General features: G+C 48.8%; 13 protein-coding genes. 9 read left to right on the top strand and 4 right to left on the bottom strand.

The annotated features are described in order from the left end of the window. Positions 1-53 precede the first annotated feature (53 nt). The 5 genes from JNC77_RS11340 to JNC77_RS11360 all read left to right on the top strand — a co-directional run bounded on the left by JNC77_RS11340 (position 54) and on the right by JNC77_RS11360 (position 4,283). The gene (locus JNC77_RS11340; protein ID WP_374832539.1) at positions 54-893 is read left to right on the top strand and encodes a lysine/arginine/ornithine ABC transporter substrate-binding protein; all 840 of its coding nucleotides are present in this window, start codon (positions 54-56) and stop codon (positions 891-893) included. 114 nt (positions 894-1,007) lie between these two features. Further along, entirely contained in the window at positions 1,008-2,132 is a 1,125-nt protein-coding gene (locus JNC77_RS11345) for an NAD(P)/FAD-dependent oxidoreductase (RefSeq protein ID WP_374832541.1), read from the top strand. After that, positions 2,113-2,418, top strand: a complete 306-nt coding sequence (locus tag JNC77_RS11350; RefSeq protein ID WP_374832543.1) for a (2Fe-2S)-binding protein — start codon at positions 2,113-2,115, stop codon at positions 2,416-2,418. Before JNC77_RS11345 ends, JNC77_RS11350 begins: the two co-directional genes overlap by 20 nt. Continuing rightward, positions 2,415-3,920, top strand: a complete 1,506-nt coding sequence (locus JNC77_RS11355; RefSeq protein ID WP_374832545.1) for an FAD-dependent oxidoreductase — start codon at positions 2,415-2,417, stop codon at positions 3,918-3,920. Before JNC77_RS11350 ends, JNC77_RS11355 begins: the two co-directional genes overlap by 4 nt. A gap of 18 nt (positions 3,921-3,938) precedes the next feature. After that, the gene (locus JNC77_RS11360; RefSeq protein ID WP_374832547.1) at positions 3,939-4,283 is read left to right on the top strand and encodes a RidA family protein; all 345 of its coding nucleotides are present in this window, start codon (positions 3,939-3,941) and stop codon (positions 4,281-4,283) included. 137 nt (positions 4,284-4,420) lie between these two features. On the opposite strand, the gene phnN is transcribed toward JNC77_RS11360, so the two are convergent. After that, positions 4,421-4,993 carry a phosphonate metabolism protein/1,5-bisphosphokinase (PRPP-forming) PhnN gene (phnN, locus tag JNC77_RS11365; protein WP_374832549.1) on the bottom strand — a complete coding sequence of 191 codons (573 nt, stop codon included), beginning with the start codon at positions 4,991-4,993 and terminating at the stop codon, positions 4,421-4,423. 439 nt (positions 4,994-5,432) lie between these two features. Between phnN and JNC77_RS11370 the strand changes: the two genes are divergently transcribed. Beyond that, a complete protein-coding gene (locus tag JNC77_RS11370) occupies positions 5,433-6,044 on the top strand; it encodes a glycosyltransferase family 29 protein (RefSeq protein ID WP_374832729.1) in 612 nt (203 codons plus the stop codon). A gap of 8 nt (positions 6,045-6,052) precedes the next feature. Here the strand turns inward: JNC77_RS11370 and JNC77_RS11375 are convergent, their stop codons facing one another. Further along, complete coding sequence (locus JNC77_RS11375; RefSeq protein WP_374832551.1) at positions 6,053-7,474, bottom strand: helix-turn-helix domain-containing protein; 1,422 nt, start codon at positions 7,472-7,474, stop codon at positions 6,053-6,055. Between the two features lie 129 nt (positions 7,475-7,603). Between JNC77_RS11375 and JNC77_RS11380 the strand changes: the two genes are divergently transcribed. Genes JNC77_RS11380 through scpA form a run of 3 tightly spaced genes read left to right on the top strand, consistent with a single transcriptional unit; the run spans position 7,604 to position 13,329 of the window. Next, positions 7,604-9,136 carry an acyl-CoA carboxylase subunit beta gene (locus JNC77_RS11380; protein ID WP_374832553.1) on the top strand — a complete coding sequence of 511 codons (1,533 nt, stop codon included), beginning with the start codon at positions 7,604-7,606 and terminating at the stop codon, positions 9,134-9,136. A 45-nt stretch (positions 9,137-9,181) separates the two neighbouring features. Further along, positions 9,182-11,185: an acetyl-CoA carboxylase biotin carboxylase subunit gene (locus JNC77_RS11385; protein ID WP_374832555.1), complete on the top strand. Its 2,004-nt coding sequence runs from the start codon at positions 9,182-9,184 to the stop codon at positions 11,183-11,185. Further along, the gene (gene scpA, locus JNC77_RS11390; RefSeq protein WP_374832557.1) at positions 11,185-13,329 is read left to right on the top strand and encodes a methylmalonyl-CoA mutase; all 2,145 of its coding nucleotides are present in this window, start codon (positions 11,185-11,187) and stop codon (positions 13,327-13,329) included. Before JNC77_RS11385 ends, scpA begins: the two co-directional genes overlap by 1 nt. 47 nt (positions 13,330-13,376) lie before the next feature. Here scpA and JNC77_RS11395 read toward each other — a convergent pair whose 3' ends face one another. Together JNC77_RS11395 and JNC77_RS11400 are read right to left on the bottom strand one after the other, a co-directional pair. Beyond that, positions 13,377-14,144 carry a TSUP family transporter gene (locus JNC77_RS11395; protein WP_374832559.1) on the bottom strand — a complete coding sequence of 256 codons (768 nt, stop codon included), beginning with the start codon at positions 14,142-14,144 and terminating at the stop codon, positions 13,377-13,379. 166 nt (positions 14,145-14,310) lie between these two features. Then, positions 14,311-15,939, bottom strand: coding sequence for an NTP transferase domain-containing protein (locus tag JNC77_RS11400; RefSeq protein ID WP_374832561.1), 1,629 nt, complete (start codon positions 15,937-15,939; stop codon positions 14,311-14,313).

Here is a 15,939-nt window from a genome sequence, read left to right on the forward strand (position 1 = left end):
TATCGTCTTCTTAACGTGCATATCATCATTAAGGGTCAATTTAGGGGTAAAAAATGAATATGAAATCACTGGTCACAGCTTTTGCAGTATCCATGATTGCGCTGGGCGGTGCCAATGCTCAGGAAAAAACCGTGCGTATTGCTACTGAGGGCGCATATGCGCCGTGGAGCTTTTCCGGGCCAAACGGCACATTGATGGGTTTTGAAATGGATCTTATCAAAGATCTTTGCGCCCGCATGGACGTCAAATGTGAAGTCACCGCACAGAACTGGGATGGTCTTATTCCATCGCTGACCGCCGGAAAATATGATGCCATCATGGCTGCAATGAGCATTACGCCAAAGCGTGAAGAAGTTATTGCTTTCTCGGCACCTTATGCAGCGGCCATCAATAGTTTTGCAGCGCTTTCCGATAGCGACCTGGCCAAATTGCCGGGCACCGGAGAATCCATTTCCATCGATAGTGAACCGGAAAAAGCCAAAGCCCTGATTGAAGAAATCGGCTCCAAGCTCAATGGCAAACCAGTCGGTGTTCAGGGTTCAACAACCGCCTCATCTTTCATGGAAACCTACCTGAAAGATAAAGCGGATGTGCGCGAATATAAAACAACCGAAGAGCATAATTTTGATCTGATGAGCGGTCGTATTGATGCCGTGCTGGCCAATGCCACTGTTTTGGCCGCAGCACTTGAAAAAGACGACATGAAAGGTGCCGAGCTTTCCGGCCCGCTTTTCTCAGGCAAAATCTTCGGCATGATCGGTATTGGTCTGCGTAAAGATGATAGCGAACTTAAAGGTCAGTTTGATGAGGCCATCAAAGCAGCAATTGCTGACGGCACCATTAAAAACCTCTCCGAAAAATGGTTCAAAGTGGACGTCAGCCCACGCGAATAATTCAATAAAATAACCGGTACAGCAATAGCTGCACCGGTGCTCTGCCCTATGTCTTTAAAGCACGATTGCAGCATTGAACAATAAAGATCAGGCAGGCACGACGGGAAAATAAACATGGCATCAATTTCAGAACAAGAGGCCGTTGTCATTGGCGGCGGACTTGTCGGGGCATCTATTGCCTGGGGTTTGACACGTGCAAGTGTGCAAACTGTCGTGCTTGATGGCGAAGATCTGGCACTTCGTGCCTCCCGTGCCAATTTTGCACTTATCTGGGTGCAGGGCAAAGGTGTCGGCAAGCCTGATTATGCCCGCTGGTCACAACAAGCGGCCCAAAATTGGCCGCAACTTGCTTCCGATCTTTTGGCCACTACCGGCATTGATGTCAGTTTGAGCCAGAAAGGCGGTTTTTCTTTTGCTTTGTCCGATGCCGAACTTCAGCAATGGCACGATGAAGCCGCAAGAGTGGCGCGTGAAGTAGGCGAAGGTGCTCCTGATTATCAGGTTCTTGATCATGCGGCAACCCGCGCCATGTTACCGGCAATCGGGCCCGATGTTGTCGGTTCTGTTTATTCAACTGCCGATGGTCACGTCAATTCACTGCGCCTCTTGCGTGCACTTCATACTGCATTGCTCAAATCAGGTGTTGATTATCGTTCGCATCACGATGTTACGCAAATTACCCCCGACAAAAACGGGTTTATCCTCACCGGTATATGGGGGCAAATGCGAACGCGCAAACTCATATTAGCTGCTGGTGTCAACAATACCATGCTTGCACCGATGGTCGGCCTGCATGTGCCGCTTGTTCGCAGCAAAGGCCAAATTCTGGTTACAGAAAAATGTGCACCTTTTTTTGATTATACTGCAGCAACCATCCGGCAAGCTGATGAAGGCGGAGTGATGATCGGCGACAGTGAAGAAACCCACTCAGCCGCCCTCATGACCAATCAGGACATTTCTGCCGTTTTAGCCAATCGGGCAATCCGCATTTTTCCGCACTTGGCTGATGTCAATATTGTCAGAAGCTGGGCGGGCTTTCGGGTGAAATCCAAGGATGGCATGCCGATTTATCAACAATCAGAAACCTGCCCCGGTGCATTTGTCGTCACCTGCCATTCCGGCGTCACGCTAGCTTCCAATCATACATTGATCGTCGCGCCCCAAATTGCTGCCGGACGTCTGGATGATAATCTCAAACCATTTTCTGCACGGAGGTTTCATGTTTCAGTCACTGATTAAATCTGATGAAACCGTTTCCATTCAATTTGACGGCCAAATATTAAAAGTCACAAAGGGCATTAGTGTCGCAGCCGCATTGTTAAGCCAAGGCGTCAACCGCTTTCGTACCAGTGTTGTGGGCGGTGAACCGCGCGCTCCCTATTGCATGATGGGCGTTTGCTTTGAATGTCTGGTCACTATTGACGATGTGCAAAACCGTCAAAGCTGCATGACAGAAGTTTACGACGGCATGGTTGTCAAAAGCCAGCAAGGTGCACGTCGCATCGGGAGCGACACCCCATTATGAGCATCATCTCTTTAGATTCAGCAACTGATTTTCTGCCACTTTATGATCTGGTCATCATTGGCGCCGGCCCTGCGGGCATGAGTGCCGCGATTGAAGCCGGACACAGCGGTGCGCGCATTTTGGTGCTCGATGAAAATAATGCCGTCGGCGGCCAGATTTACCGCTCCATCACCAAAATCTCTGAAAAGACTCATCATTTCTTAGGCAAAGATTACTGGTCCGGACGCGAAATCGCCCATGAGTTTGCCAAAAGCTCGGTTCATTATGCAGCCGGTGCCACAGTATGGAGTTTGGAGCCTTACGGCAACGATGACGTTCGCTCAACAGCCATGATCGGTGTCTCATTTAAAGCTCAGGCACAGATGATCAATGCCAAGAAAGTTATTCTGGCAACCGGTGCGATTGAAAGGCCTATGCCAATTACAGGCTGGACATTACCCGGTGTCATGACAATTGGCGCAGGACAGATCGCTTTAAAATCCGCAGGCATTGCCCCGAAAGGGCGAGTGGTTCTGGCCGGTTCAGGGCCTTTGCTTTATCTTTTCGCCGCACAATTGCTTGATGCAGGCGTCAAGATTACTGCCATTCTGGATACCACACCGCGCAGTAATCTTAAAACTGCCCTGCCCTATATCGGCGGATTTTTAGCCTCGCCTTATTTCGCCAAAGGGCTGTCGCTGCTTTTGAAAGTGCGCCGCAATATCCGCGTGGTCAACCATGTTGCAGCTTTACGCATTGAAGGCAAAGACAAAGCCGAACGCATCCGTTTTACCCACCATAAAACGCAAGAAACACTTGATATCGACTATGTGCTTTTGCACCACGGCGTTATCCCTAATATCAATCTGACCAGTGCTGCCGGTTGTGATTTGGAATGGAACGAAGATCAGCGCAGTTTTCAGCCAATGCTTGATGCCTTTCAACGCACCACAAAACCTGGTCTATTAATGGCCGGAGATGGTGCAGGTATTGGCGGCGCGCAAGCTTCAAGTGTGGCAGGTCGTCTTGCTGCCATCACAATACTGGAAGACCTCGAACTTATCTCTCCGGAACAGGCAAAAGCCAAGAGATCGCTTTTACAAAAACAGCGCCAGAAATATCTGCGCGGACGCAAATTCCTTGATCTTTTTTATAAACCCGCCCAAGCTTTCCGCGTACCGGCCGACAATGACACGATTGTCTGTCGTTGCGAAGAAGTGAGCGCCGGAAAACTGCGTGATTTAATCGCGTTTGATATTGCAGGCCCAAACCAGCTCAAAACATTCGTGCGTTGCGGTATGGGGCCTTGTCAGGGACGTTTATGCGGCCAGACCGTCAGCGAAATGATCGCTGATGCACGCGATATCAGCCCTGCCGAGGTTGGCACTTATCGGCTGCGCGCCCCTATCAAACCAGTAAGTCTAAGAGAAATTGCAGCATTGCCCCAGCGCAGTGCTGCGGTGGTTGCCGTCACAGGCCACGAGCCCGACGAACAACACCATCCCACCCCCTTACCACAGTAATTTGAAAGGACTATTTCAATGGCAACACGTCATTTACAAACACCAATCATGCATCGCGTTGTCGAGCATAACGGAATTGTTTATCTTGGTGGCACCACTTGCGATGATGAAAGCCTCGATATGGCTGGTCAGACCCGCGAAACGCTGGCAAAGATCGACAAATATCTGGCCGAAGCCGGTACCGACAAAACCAAACTTTTGTCTGCAACTATTTTCGTAACCGACCTTAATCTGAAACCTGAAATGGATAAGGTCTGGAAAGAATGGGTTGCACCGGAAAACCTACCAACCCGCGCCACAGTCGGCGTTGCTGATCTGGGCGATACCTGCCTGATCGAAATCGTTGTCACAGCGTATAAATAAGTTTTAAAAAAAATATGTGACGCCCGTGAGATCATAGGCGTCACATATTTTTCGGTTATCGCACTTCAAATTTTCACGGCCATATCAATCAAGCTGATAAGGCGGAGTCATCGATAATTTAACCATTAAAACGCATTTTATGATTTGTGTTTGACGTCTCTCAAATGACGTAAAAAAGCTTCAATAGCTGTCGTGACATCGTCTGAATTGTCGATTTTCACAACATCATCCGCAGCATTATCAAAAACAACTTCGCGCGACAGGCGCGCCGCTATTTCCTGCTCCGTTTCACGACCACGGCTGGCTAAACGATTAGCCAACACATCAGGCCGCGCCGTTATCATCACAATCGAACGACGTGGATAAGCTGCACGAATATTATCAAGAACACGGCGTGAAACATTGGCAATCACAATGGCTCCCTCACCAATTTCCTGTTCCAGCGAGCGCGGCAAAGCATAATGCAAACCATGCGCCTGCCAATGCAACGCAAAAGCACCTTTTTCAAGTGCCTTTGCAAAGGCTGTTTCATCCATGCTGTCGTGATCTTCGGTCCCGGCCATTTGTGGACGCGTAATAATACGACGAACAAAATGAAAGCGATCATCATCTTTCAGCTCTTCACGGGCAGCATCCATAATGGTATCTTTGCCGGCACCGCTTGGACCTATAACCGCAATGAAACAACCTTTGGGATTCTCATTCTGCATTATTAATACAGGCCTCTTCTGCAACACAGCGCGGGAAATTTAGTTCTGCCAATTCGTGCGTGAATAGGTTTAATAGGTGGCAGTTTGAAAGTCGACCGGTGCAAGGATGATAAAAGCTTATTTCATTCATCATGGTTTAAATGCTGTATCAAAGCTTTTGCGTTAACGCGTTTGCATGCCTTACTAAAACCGTCTCAATAGCTAGGTCGCGGAAATCATCGGGCGCTTTATATTACTGCTGCTGATTATAATCAGACCTAATTAGCCTACAAATGTAATCAGCTCATGACACCAGCATGACAAATTCATGCAAAGCACTCACTTAATATTACATTAATAACTGTTAATGACAAAAAAGTGATTTCAAACTTCGTCTTACCGTCATATTGTTTTGTTTTCATAAAACACATTGAATTATGAAATAAGAAGCAAAACAATAATGAAAAAAACTATGGTTCTCGTTGGCAATGCTCCGCTTGTCACGGGTCTATCCGATATGATCGACAGAACGAATTACGTAGTGCGCTTCAATGACGCTGCACATCCTGTCAATCTAGGGGGGACAAAAACTGACCTCTTGATGGTTGCAGCCACCAGCAAACCCATGCAAAAGCGTTTGCAGGAACCTCATTTCATTCAATCGCCGATTTTCAAAGCGGCAAAAGAAATACTGTTACCTTATCATCCAAGCATTATTGAAAAATATCATCCGCAGCCAAATATCCTATCACGCCTGAAAGGCAGACGTGAGGATTGGACACATCAAACTATTGATATTATTGGCCTTTATAAAGACATCCGTATCATGTCTCCACAATTTTACATGCAAGCTTGTGCGGAGCTCGGTATTGCTGAAAAAGATATGAAGAAACTTTTTCCTAGCACCGGATTTTTAGGCATATGGTATATGCTGCAAACTCATGATGCGAACGAATGGGACATCCGTATTTGCGGCTTCACATGGGAAGGCTGGAAGCGCCATGCATGGGATGCCGAGCGCCATTGGATTGAACAGAAAATGCAACAAGGGCGTCTTAGTTTTCTCCGCTGAAGCACCGCTCAAGATTTTGCAATCGAATATGGCAATGTCGCTCTACTATTATGATCGACATGAATTTTTTGCATCAAAGGCGGCACAGCCCGTTGCGGGCATTGCGTACGTTCACAAATGCGGCATGAAACGCCGATCGGTGTAAAGCTCGCACGCGCCGATAAATCCAGATCATCCGAATAAATAAATGTATGCGCGTAAGAAATCTCGCAACCAAAAGCCAAAGCATAACGCTGCTGCGGGCGGCTGAAACCGCCTGTACCCTTCGAAATTTGTGTCGCCAAGCAAAGATAACGCGCACCATCCGGCGTTTCCGCTAATTGGCGAATAATACGGTCATGGGTTTCAAAAGCTTCATGCACATTCCACAACGGACAGGCCGAACCAAAACGGGCAAATTGCAAACGCGCCGCGCTGTGGCGCTTGGTAATATTACCGGCGCGGTCCACACGGGCAAAAAACACCGGCACACCTTTTAAACCCGGCCGCTGCAAAGTGCTCAACCGATGGCAAATTTGCTCGAGACTGGCGCCAAAGCGCACTGACAATAATTCCAGATCATGGCGCAACTCTGCTGCCATACTATGAAAAAAACTATAGGGCAGCAAAAGCGCACCAGCGAAATAGTTCTGTAAGCCAATTTTGCAAATTTCAAAAGCTTCATGCGTGCGAAAATTTGCATTTTTTGCAATATTGTCGATCAGCTCGCTGGCATGAACCTGCGCAATCTGAAGCCCAAGCTGAAAGTCACGGGTTGAAGGGGCGGCATAAGGGTTCATACACAAAGTGGAAGTCAGCGGATCAAACTGGCGCAGCACCTCCCCGCTATCCTTGTCACTCACCACATGAATTTGATGTTTTTGTTCTAAGAATTGGCAAAGCTGCGTATACCGGCGATCACTATTTTCAAGCTGCAATTCTTGCGATAATTTTTCAGCCTCAATATCGAGTGCATGAATATAATTATCGACGAAATGAAAAAAGTCGCGCACTTCTTCAAAAGGCGTGGTTTCAGCCAATGAAGCACTGCGTCCCAAACTGTCGCTCAAAGATGCCAACTGCTCACTATTGCGACGAAATCCCTGATGCGCACGGATCAACGCATGGGCCATATTGGGCGCACTTTGGCTGACGAGTTTTAATTCCTGTGCCGTCATATTGAGATTGTCAAAAATCGGATCATTCAGCGCTTCAGACAAAGCCGAAAGCAAACGATCACCTTCGCCAGAAGACAATTCAGAAATATTGATTTCGAATTTTTCAGCCAATGCTACCAAGACTGACGCCGAAACAGGACGCTGATTATTCTCAATCTGATTGAGATAGCTGGTTGAAATGCCAATACGCTCGGCAAACTTACTCTGCGTGGATTTATGCGCATCGCGCAATTCACGAATTTTACGCCCGATATAGAGTTTACCAATAGCCATTTGCAATTTCGCAATTTTGAGTTTGCATTTTTATAATTTACACATTGCCACATGTTTACCGGTTCTGTGAAGTCCTTTCTTGGGCTAATACATTCAAAGAAGTGCAATATTTTGCAATTGGGAGATGAAATGCGATCGATTTTAGAGCAACTCGAAACACGCCGTGCGCAAGCAAGGCTTGGCGGCGGGCAGAAGCGAATTGATGCCCAACATTCAAAAGGTAAGCTGACCGCCCGTGAGCGTATCGAAGTGCTGCTGGATGAAGGATCGTTTGAAGAATACGACATGTATGTCACCCACCGCGCGGTGGATTTCGGCATGGCCTCCCAGAAAATTGCAGGCGACGGCGTTGTTACCGGCTGGGGCACCATCAATGGTCGTCAGGTTTATGTCTTCAGTCAGGATTTTACCGTCCTGGGCGGCTCTTTGTCTGAAACCCACGCGCAGAAAATTTGCAAAATTATGGATATGGCGTTGCAAAATGGCGCACCGGTCATTGGATTAAACGATTCCGGCGGCGCTCGTATTCAAGAAGGCGTTGCTTCACTGGCAGGCTATGCCGAAGTGTTCAAGCGCAATGTTGATGCTTCCGGCGTTGTACCGCAAATATCCGTCATCATGGGGCCATGTGCCGGTGGTGCAGTTTATTCCCCTGCCATGACCGACTTTATCTTCATGGTGCGTGACAGTTCTTATATGTTTGTCACCGGCCCTGATGTGGTAAAGACCGTTACCAACGAAATTGTTACCGCTGAAGAGCTGGGCGGCGCACGCACCCACACCAGCAAATCCTCCGTTGCCGACGGCGCTTATGAAAACGACATCGAAGCACTAGAACAAGTGCGCATATTGTTTGACTATCTGCCACTCAATAATCTTGAAAGCACACCAAAGCGCCCGAGCTTTGATGATCCGGCACGTCTTGAACAACGCTTGGATACCCTCATTCCTGATGCTTCCAACAAGCCATATGATATGTGCGAGTTGATTTACTCAATCGCGGATGAAGGAGCGTTCTTCCAAATTCAGGAAGCTTTCGCCAAAAACATTCTCACCGGTTTTGTGCGCATTGATGGTCAAACCGTCGGCGTAGTTGCCAACCAACCGATGGTACTGGCAGGCTGCCTTGATATTGATGCCTCGCGCAAAGCGGCACGTTTTGTGCGCTTCTGCGATGCGTTCAATATTCCAATCCTCACCCTTGTGGACGTGCCGGGCTTCTTGCCGGGCACCGCACAGGAATATGGCGGCGTGATCAAGCATGGCGCAAAATTGCTTTTTGCTTATTCACAAGCAACCGTCCCAATGGTCACGCTTATCACCCGCAAAGCCTATGGCGGTGCTTATGACGTGATGGCTTCCAAACATATCGGTGCCGACATCAATTACGCATGGCCAACGGCAGAAATTGCTGTGATGGGTGCAAAAGGCGCCACCGAAATTCTCTATCGCTCGGAACTGAATGATCCGGAAAAAATCAGTGAACGGACAGCGGAATATGAAACCCGTTTCGCCAATCCGTTTGTGGCAGCAGAACGCGGCTTTATTGATGAGGTGATTATGCCTCACTCATCGCGCCGCCGTATCGCCCGTGCCTTTGCTTCACTGCGTAATAAACGCACTGAGCAGCGCTGGCGCAAGCACGATACTATTCCGCTGTGATTTTTTCCCTCGGGCTTAAACCGTTCAACCGAAGCTGGATTTAATATGTTTAAAAAAATTCTTATTGCTAACCGAGGTGAAATTGCCTGCCGCGTGATCAAAACCGCGAAGAAAATGGGCATTGCCACAGTTGCTGTTTATTCTGATGCCGACCGTAACGCGCTTCATGTCAGCATGGCTGATGAAGCTGTCCATATCGGCCCTGCACCATCCAACCAGTCTTATATTGTCATCGACAAAATTCTCGATGCCATCCGTCAAACCGGCGCTGATGCGGTGCATCCGGGCTATGGCTTTTTGTCGGAAAATCCGGCTTTTGCCGCAGCTTTAGATAAGCTCGGCGTTGCTTTCATCGGCCCGCCAGAAGGCGCAATTTTAGCGATGGGTGATAAAATCACCTCGAAAAAACTGGCCGCTGAAGCTGGCGTTTCCACAGTTCCGGGGCATATGGGTTTGATTGAAAGCGCTGATGAAGCGGTGAAAATTGCCTCCAATATCGGCTATCCGGTGATGATCAAGGCCTCCGCCGGTGGTGGCGGCAAGGGCATGCGTATTGCCGAAAATGAAACGGAAGCACGTGAAGGCTTTCAGGCTGCCAAGAATGAGGCCAAAAACTCATTCGGTGACGACCGTATTTTCATTGAAAAATTTGTCACCCAGCCGCGCCATATCGAAATTCAGGTACTTGGCGACAAACACGGCAATATTATTTATTTGGGCGAACGTGAATGCTCCATTCAACGCCGCAACCAAAAAGTGGTGGAAGAAGCCCCGTCTCCTTTCTTGGATGAAGCAACACGCCGCGCCATGGGCGAACAGGCTGTAGCACTTGCCGCGGCCGTAGGTTATACTTCAGCCGGTACGGTTGAATTTATCGTTGATGGTTCACGTAATTTCTATTTCCTCGAAATGAACACCCGCTTGCAGGTGGAACATCCGGTCACGGAACTCATCACCGGCATTGACCTTGTCGAGCAAATGATCCGTGTTGCCGCCGGTGAAAAACTGGCAATTGCACAAAGCGAAGTCAAACTGAACGGCTGGGCGATTGAAAGCCGCCTTTACGCCGAAGATCCATATCGCAATTTCTTGCCGTCCATTGGCCGCCTCACACGTTATCGCCCGCCAGCGGAAGGTGAAAACACTGACGGCACCATTGTGCGCAATGATACCGGCGTTTATGAAGGTGGCGAAATTTCCATGTATTACGACCCGATGGTCGCAAAACTTTGTACATGGGCACCGGATCGTATCACCGCAATTGATGCGATGAGCGCTGCTTTAGACGAGTTTGAATTGGAAGGCATTGGCCACAATCTGCCGTTCCTGTCAGCCGTTATGCAGCATCCGCGCTTCCGTGACGGCAATATCACCACGGCTTTCATCGCCGAAGAATTTCCGGAAGGGTTCCAAGGTGTTAATGCGGATGTGAAAACCGCACAAAAACTGGCAGCTGTTGCCGCATTCATCAATAAAATCATGCAGGAACGCGCTGCCCAAATCAGCGGTCGTTTAAGCGACCACATCGCACCATTGGCCAAAGAATGGGTTGTCAGCTTAGGCCATCAATGCCTTGCTCTGACCATGGAAGATTATGAAGCCGGTTTGCGTGTTCTGATCGGTGCCAATACTGTGTTGCATGTGGCAAGCGAATGGAAACCAGGCGATCAGCTTGACATATTCAATGTAGACGGCGAAACAATGGGCGTTAAAGTTGACATTAACGGCAATGCTTTGCGTCTGCGCTATCGCGGCATTGATGTTAAATGTTTTGTCCGTCGTCCGCGAGTGGCGGAGCTTGCCGAGCTGATGCCGGTCAAGCAAGCGCCGGATACATCCAAGATGCTATTGTGCCCGATGCCGGGTGTGATAACCTCCATTGCAGTCGCGGAGGGCGATCACGTAGAGGCAGGACAAGCATTGGCAATTGTTGAAGCAATGAAAATGGAAAATACCTTGCGCGCAGAAAAAAGCGGCGTGGTGAAGCGCATACTGGCATCTGCCGGCCAAAGTCTTGCTGTCGATGAGCTTATTCTGGAGTTCATTTAATGGCGGCGAAAGTAACAATGGCCGATTGGCAGAAACTGGCAGAAAAGGAGGTCAAACGATCTCCCGACACACTGACATGGCAGACACCGGAAGGCATTCCGGTGAAACCGCTTTATACCGCTGATGACCTGGAGCGTGTGCAACATCTGGATACACTGCCCGGTTTTGCGCCTTTTGTACGCGGCCCCCGCGCCACCATGTATGCCGGTCGTCCATGGACAATCCGCCAATATGCCGGTTTTTCCACCGCTGAAGCCTCCAATGCTTTTTACAAACGCAATCTTGCTGCCGGACAAAAAGGCTTGTCCGTTGCTTTCGATCTGGCAACCCATCGCGGCTATGACAGCGACCATCCCCGCGTTGTCGGCGATGTCGGTAAAGCAGGTGTGGCGATTGACAGTGTCGAGGATATGAAAATTCTCTTTGACGGTATTCCGCTCAAAGATATGTCTGTTTCCATGACCATGAATGGCGCGGTTATTCCGATTTTGGCCAATTTCATTGTCGCTGGCGAAGAACAAGGCTGCTCGCGCGCCGAGCTTTCCGGCACGATTCAGAATGATATTCTGAAAGAGTTTATGGTGCGCAACACCTATATCTATCCGCCGGAACCATCCATGCGGATTATTGCCGATATTATCGAATACACAGCCAAAGAAATGCCGCGCTTCAATTCGATCTCCATTTCCGGCTATCATATGCAGGAAGCGGGTTCGACACTGGTGCAGGAACTCGCTTTCACATTGGCCGACGGGCGCGAATATGTGCGCGCAGCCTTGAGAAAAGGCCTGAATGTCGATGATTTCGCGGGGCGCTTGTCGTTCTTCTTCGCCATCGGCATGAATTTCTTTATGGAAGCAGCCAAGCTTCGCGCCGCGCGCTTGCTGTGGACACGCATCATGGAAGAATTCGAGCCGAAAAAAGCCTCATCTATGATGCTGCGCACCCACTGCCAGACCTCCGGCGTGTCGTTGCAGGAACAAGACCCTTATAATAACGTTATCCGCACTGCTTATGAGGCGATGTCGGCAGCACTTGGCGGCACACAGTCGCTGCACACCAACGCGCTTGATGAAGCGATTGCCCTGCCAACGGAGTTTTCGGCTCGTATTGCGCGTAATACGCAGTTGATTTTGCAGCATGAAACCGGCGTCACCAATGTGGTGGATCCGCTGGCCGGTTCTTATTATGTCGAAAGCCTCACCCATGATCTGGCTGAAAAAGCTTGGGCGCTGATTGAAGAAGTGGAAGAGCTTGGCGGCATGACCAAAGCGGTTGCCACCGGCATGCCGAAACGCCTGATCGAAGAAGCGGCAACGCGGCGTCAAGCTGCTGTTGACCGCGGCGATGAAGTGATCGTCGGCGTCAATAAATACCGCCTCGAAAACGAAGACCAACTCGATATTCTCGAAATCGACAATACGGCAGTGCGTCTGGCGCAGATCGAGCGCATTGAAAAAATGAAACGCAATCGCGATGCCGCCAAGGTGGCAGCAGCCCTTACGGCATTAACGGAAGTTGCCCGCACCAAACAGGGTAATATTCTGGAAGCCGCGGTGGAAGCCGCGCGTGCGCGTGCCACAGTCGGCGAAATTTCCGATGCATTGCGTGTTGTTTATGGTGACCATGCCGCCATTCCGGAAGTTGTCAGCGATGTTTATGGGGATGCCTATGACGGCGATCCGGAATATCAAACACTTATCGAGCGCCTTGGCGAATTTTCCATAGTTTTAAGCCAAAAGCCTAAAATTATGGTCGCGAAACTTGGTCAGGATGGCCATGACCGTGGCGCCAAAATCATTGCTTCTGCCTTTGGCGATATGGGTTTTGATGTGCTTGCTGGCCCACTCTTCCAAACACCGGAAGAAGCGGCAGATATGGCCGTGCAGCAGAAGGTGCATGTGGTTGGCATGTCGTCACTGGCAGCCGGTCACAAAACACTGGCGCCGCAACTCATTAAAGCGTTGAAAGAACGCGGTGCTGGTCAGGTGATTGTCGTGGTTGGCGGTGTTATTCCACGCCAAGACTATGATTACCTTTATGAAAATGGTGTTTCAGCCGTTTTTGGCCCCGGCACCAATGTGATGGAAGCAGCACGTACGGTGCTTGATCTTCTGGAAGGCAAACGTCCTAATACGCTGTAAGATCAAAAAGGCTCCCAGATAAATACGGGAGCCTTTTTCTATACGCACTAAATATCTGCAACAAGCGTGAAAATTGCCGGTATTGCCAATGATGCGCCGGACAAAAACAACAAAACAAATGCCAATCGTCGCAAGGCAACAGCCGAAAGCGGTGGGGGAAAACGACGCGCCAAAAATGTAAATAAGATCACGACCGGTATGGCCAAAAGGCTCCACCAAAAATCAATTGATGGCATTTCTCCTGCCGCCATTACAGTGCCAAGTCGCACCAGCGCATTCAGTCCAAAAACTGCCACCAGCGTTTCGCGGATAACCGCAAGTCTTAAAGGCTGTCGATATAGATGATAAACTAATGGTGGTCCTGCGGTTGAAAATAAACCGCCCATTAATCCGGCTAATGAACCAAAGAAAATAAACGATCCCGCTGCAGACGGCTTTTCCAAAGGCGTTGGTTTCATAAGCAGCTGGATACTCGAAATAATAATAAAAATGCCAAGCACCAATTTCAGCCAAACAACCGAACTATCAAGTAAAAGCCCAAGCAGCCAGTAACCGATCAACAAAAACAAAAGGCTTGGGATTATAATCAGCGTAAATTCACGCTTGGCGATATTGCGCCAACCTTTTGCCAAAACTTGTGCAGCATTCACGACCGTTAAAAAACTCACCAATATCGCCGCTTCATTTATCGGCATTATGGCAGCCAATGCTATGCCGCCCATCATGATCAACCCCAACGCAAAGCCAGTGAGCGTCTGCATATAGGCCGCAAGACCTGCCAGCAGCAAAAGCGCTGCCATATTAGCCGGTTCCATAATGATATTGCTTTCAGATTATTATATATAAAGGTGAGTGAATTAAGCGACGCAAATAGCATCTCTCAAGCAGCACCAATATGCAATAAAAAGCAATCATTTAGCAAATAAACAATGGCTTCTTGGCGCATCTGACCTTAAAATAAACTTCAGCAAGGAAATCATTTCAAATAGTTGAAATCAATCGGTCAGCCCAATATCCACCGGCTTTTGCCAAAGCTTCCGCGGTATCGACATCACTCAAAGCGGCTTCGCCAATTTCGACATCAATCACTTCAACGGCACTTTTTTCAATCAGAGTTCGCGCACCACGATCCCCTTGCAATTGTGCAAGTTCTGCAAAAAGGCTGGAAGGAATAACCACCGGATTACCAGCCTCCCCATTACAAGTTGCGCGAACGACCGCACGATGACGGCTTTTGTCGAATGCCGCCAGTATTTCCCTTATATGCGTAGCTTTGATCTGCGGCATATCACCAAGCTGGATCATTAATCCCGTTGCAGAAGGCGGCAGATGATCAAGTGCTGCTTTGATTGAAGTTGATAGCCCTTGACTGTAATCGGAATTTATAATGGTTTTGATGGTTAGATGATGCAGCGCCATATCAATTTCTTCAGCCATATGGCCAAGCACAACAATGACCGGTCGCCCGCCACCGGCAATTGCCGCTTCTGCCGAGCGCCTGATAAGCGGCACACCATCAAAATGTGCCAGCAATTTATTGCGCATACCCATCCGGCTGGAGCGTCCGGCAGCCAAAACAGCAATTGCCACATCACCTTTAAAATCTGCTTTCAGCATTTCCCGCGGTGAAGGCCGGCTTGGAATTTCAGACAAAATACCGCCCACCCCCATTCTGGAGACCATTTGATGATCAACTTTTAAATCAGCCATCAAACGATCCAAAATCCAATCAAAACCATTTTCTTTCGGACTTCTGGAACATCCGGGAGCCCCCAGTACAGGTTTGCCATCCAGACTTGCCAATATCAGCAAATTACCAGGATCAACCGGCATACCGATGCGTTCGATCTTGCCTCCGGCAAGGCGAATAGCCTGCGGTACGATATCATCTGGATCACATACCGCGGAAGCCCCGAAAATAACGGCCATATCGGCATTTTTCAATGTGCCTTTGATCGCCTCTGCAACGAACGGCACTTGATGCTCAACGCGCATCTCGCTTACCAAATCGCTGCCATTAAGCTCCAGGCGCCTGGCGGTAACTTTGGCTGTTTTGTCAAGAATACTGATTTTGAGATTTGGCAATGTGGTTTGGATCAAGCCGACTTTTTTAGGAGAAAATGGTTTAACCGCAAATGCTCGCTGTCTGATGGCCAGACTTTGCACTTTTTGCATATGTAACTGATCGACTGCAAAGGGAATGATTTTAACCGTTGCAACCAGCATGTCGACAGTTGTGCGGGTAAAAGGCGCTAATGTTGCCAAGGTTATCGAGCTGTCAACGCGATTAATGGCATGAACCAGTTCTTCCGAAACGCAAAAAAGACCGGCTTTTTCCGCATAGAAATTAACCCGTCCCGTGGTTGCAAGTCCTGCACGGATATTTTCAAAAGACAAGCAATCTGCAATGCGTCGTGCCGCATCATCTTCACCAATATCAAGGGCTTCCAATTTGGCAGCCAGCACATCTGCATGCCCTGCCAATCTGATATGTTCAATATCGCTGCGCGTTAAAATCGAGCCTTTTTTGATCACCTTTTCATCGGCAATGATCGTATGAGCGAGAATAGCTCCCAATGCATCCTTTAATGACAAGCGACCAAACTGCAT

Origin of the sequence: Paenochrobactrum pullorum, from assembly GCF_041929845.1 — a bacterium.
Classification (GTDB): domain Bacteria; phylum Pseudomonadota; class Alphaproteobacteria; order Rhizobiales; family Rhizobiaceae; genus Paenochrobactrum; species Paenochrobactrum pullorum.

Coding starts and splice junctions, on each gene's coding strand:
- JNC77_RS11345 (WP_374832541.1), top strand. CDS start 1,008: ATGGCATCAATTTCAGAACAAGAGGCCGTTGTCATTGGCGGCGGACTT.
- JNC77_RS11380 (WP_374832553.1), top strand. CDS start 7,604: ATGCGATCGATTTTAGAGCAACTCGAAACACGCCGTGCGCAAGCAAGG.
- JNC77_RS11355 (WP_374832545.1), top strand. CDS start 2,415: ATGAGCATCATCTCTTTAGATTCAGCAACTGATTTTCTGCCACTTTAT.
- JNC77_RS11385 (WP_374832555.1), top strand. CDS start 9,182: ATGTTTAAAAAAATTCTTATTGCTAACCGAGGTGAAATTGCCTGCCGC.
- JNC77_RS11360 (WP_374832547.1), top strand. CDS start 3,939: ATGGCAACACGTCATTTACAAACACCAATCATGCATCGCGTTGTCGAG.
- JNC77_RS11375 (WP_374832551.1), bottom strand. CDS start 7,474: ATGGCTATTGGTAAACTCTATATCGGGCGTAAAATTCGTGAATTGCGC.
- JNC77_RS11370 (WP_374832729.1), top strand. CDS start 5,433: ATGAAAAAAACTATGGTTCTCGTTGGCAATGCTCCGCTTGTCACGGGT.
- phnN (WP_374832549.1), bottom strand. CDS start 4,993: ATGCAGAATGAGAATCCCAAAGGTTGTTTCATTGCGGTTATAGGTCCA.
- JNC77_RS11340 (WP_374832539.1), top strand. CDS start 54: ATGAATATGAAATCACTGGTCACAGCTTTTGCAGTATCCATGATTGCG.
- JNC77_RS11395 (WP_374832559.1), bottom strand. CDS start 14,144: ATGGAACCGGCTAATATGGCAGCGCTTTTGCTGCTGGCAGGTCTTGCG.
- scpA (WP_374832557.1), top strand. CDS start 11,185: ATGGCGGCGAAAGTAACAATGGCCGATTGGCAGAAACTGGCAGAAAAG.
- JNC77_RS11350 (WP_374832543.1), top strand. CDS start 2,113: ATGTTTCAGTCACTGATTAAATCTGATGAAACCGTTTCCATTCAATTT.
- JNC77_RS11400 (WP_374832561.1), bottom strand. CDS start 15,939: ATGCAGTTTGGTCGCTTGTCATTAAAGGATGCATTGGGAGCTATTCTC.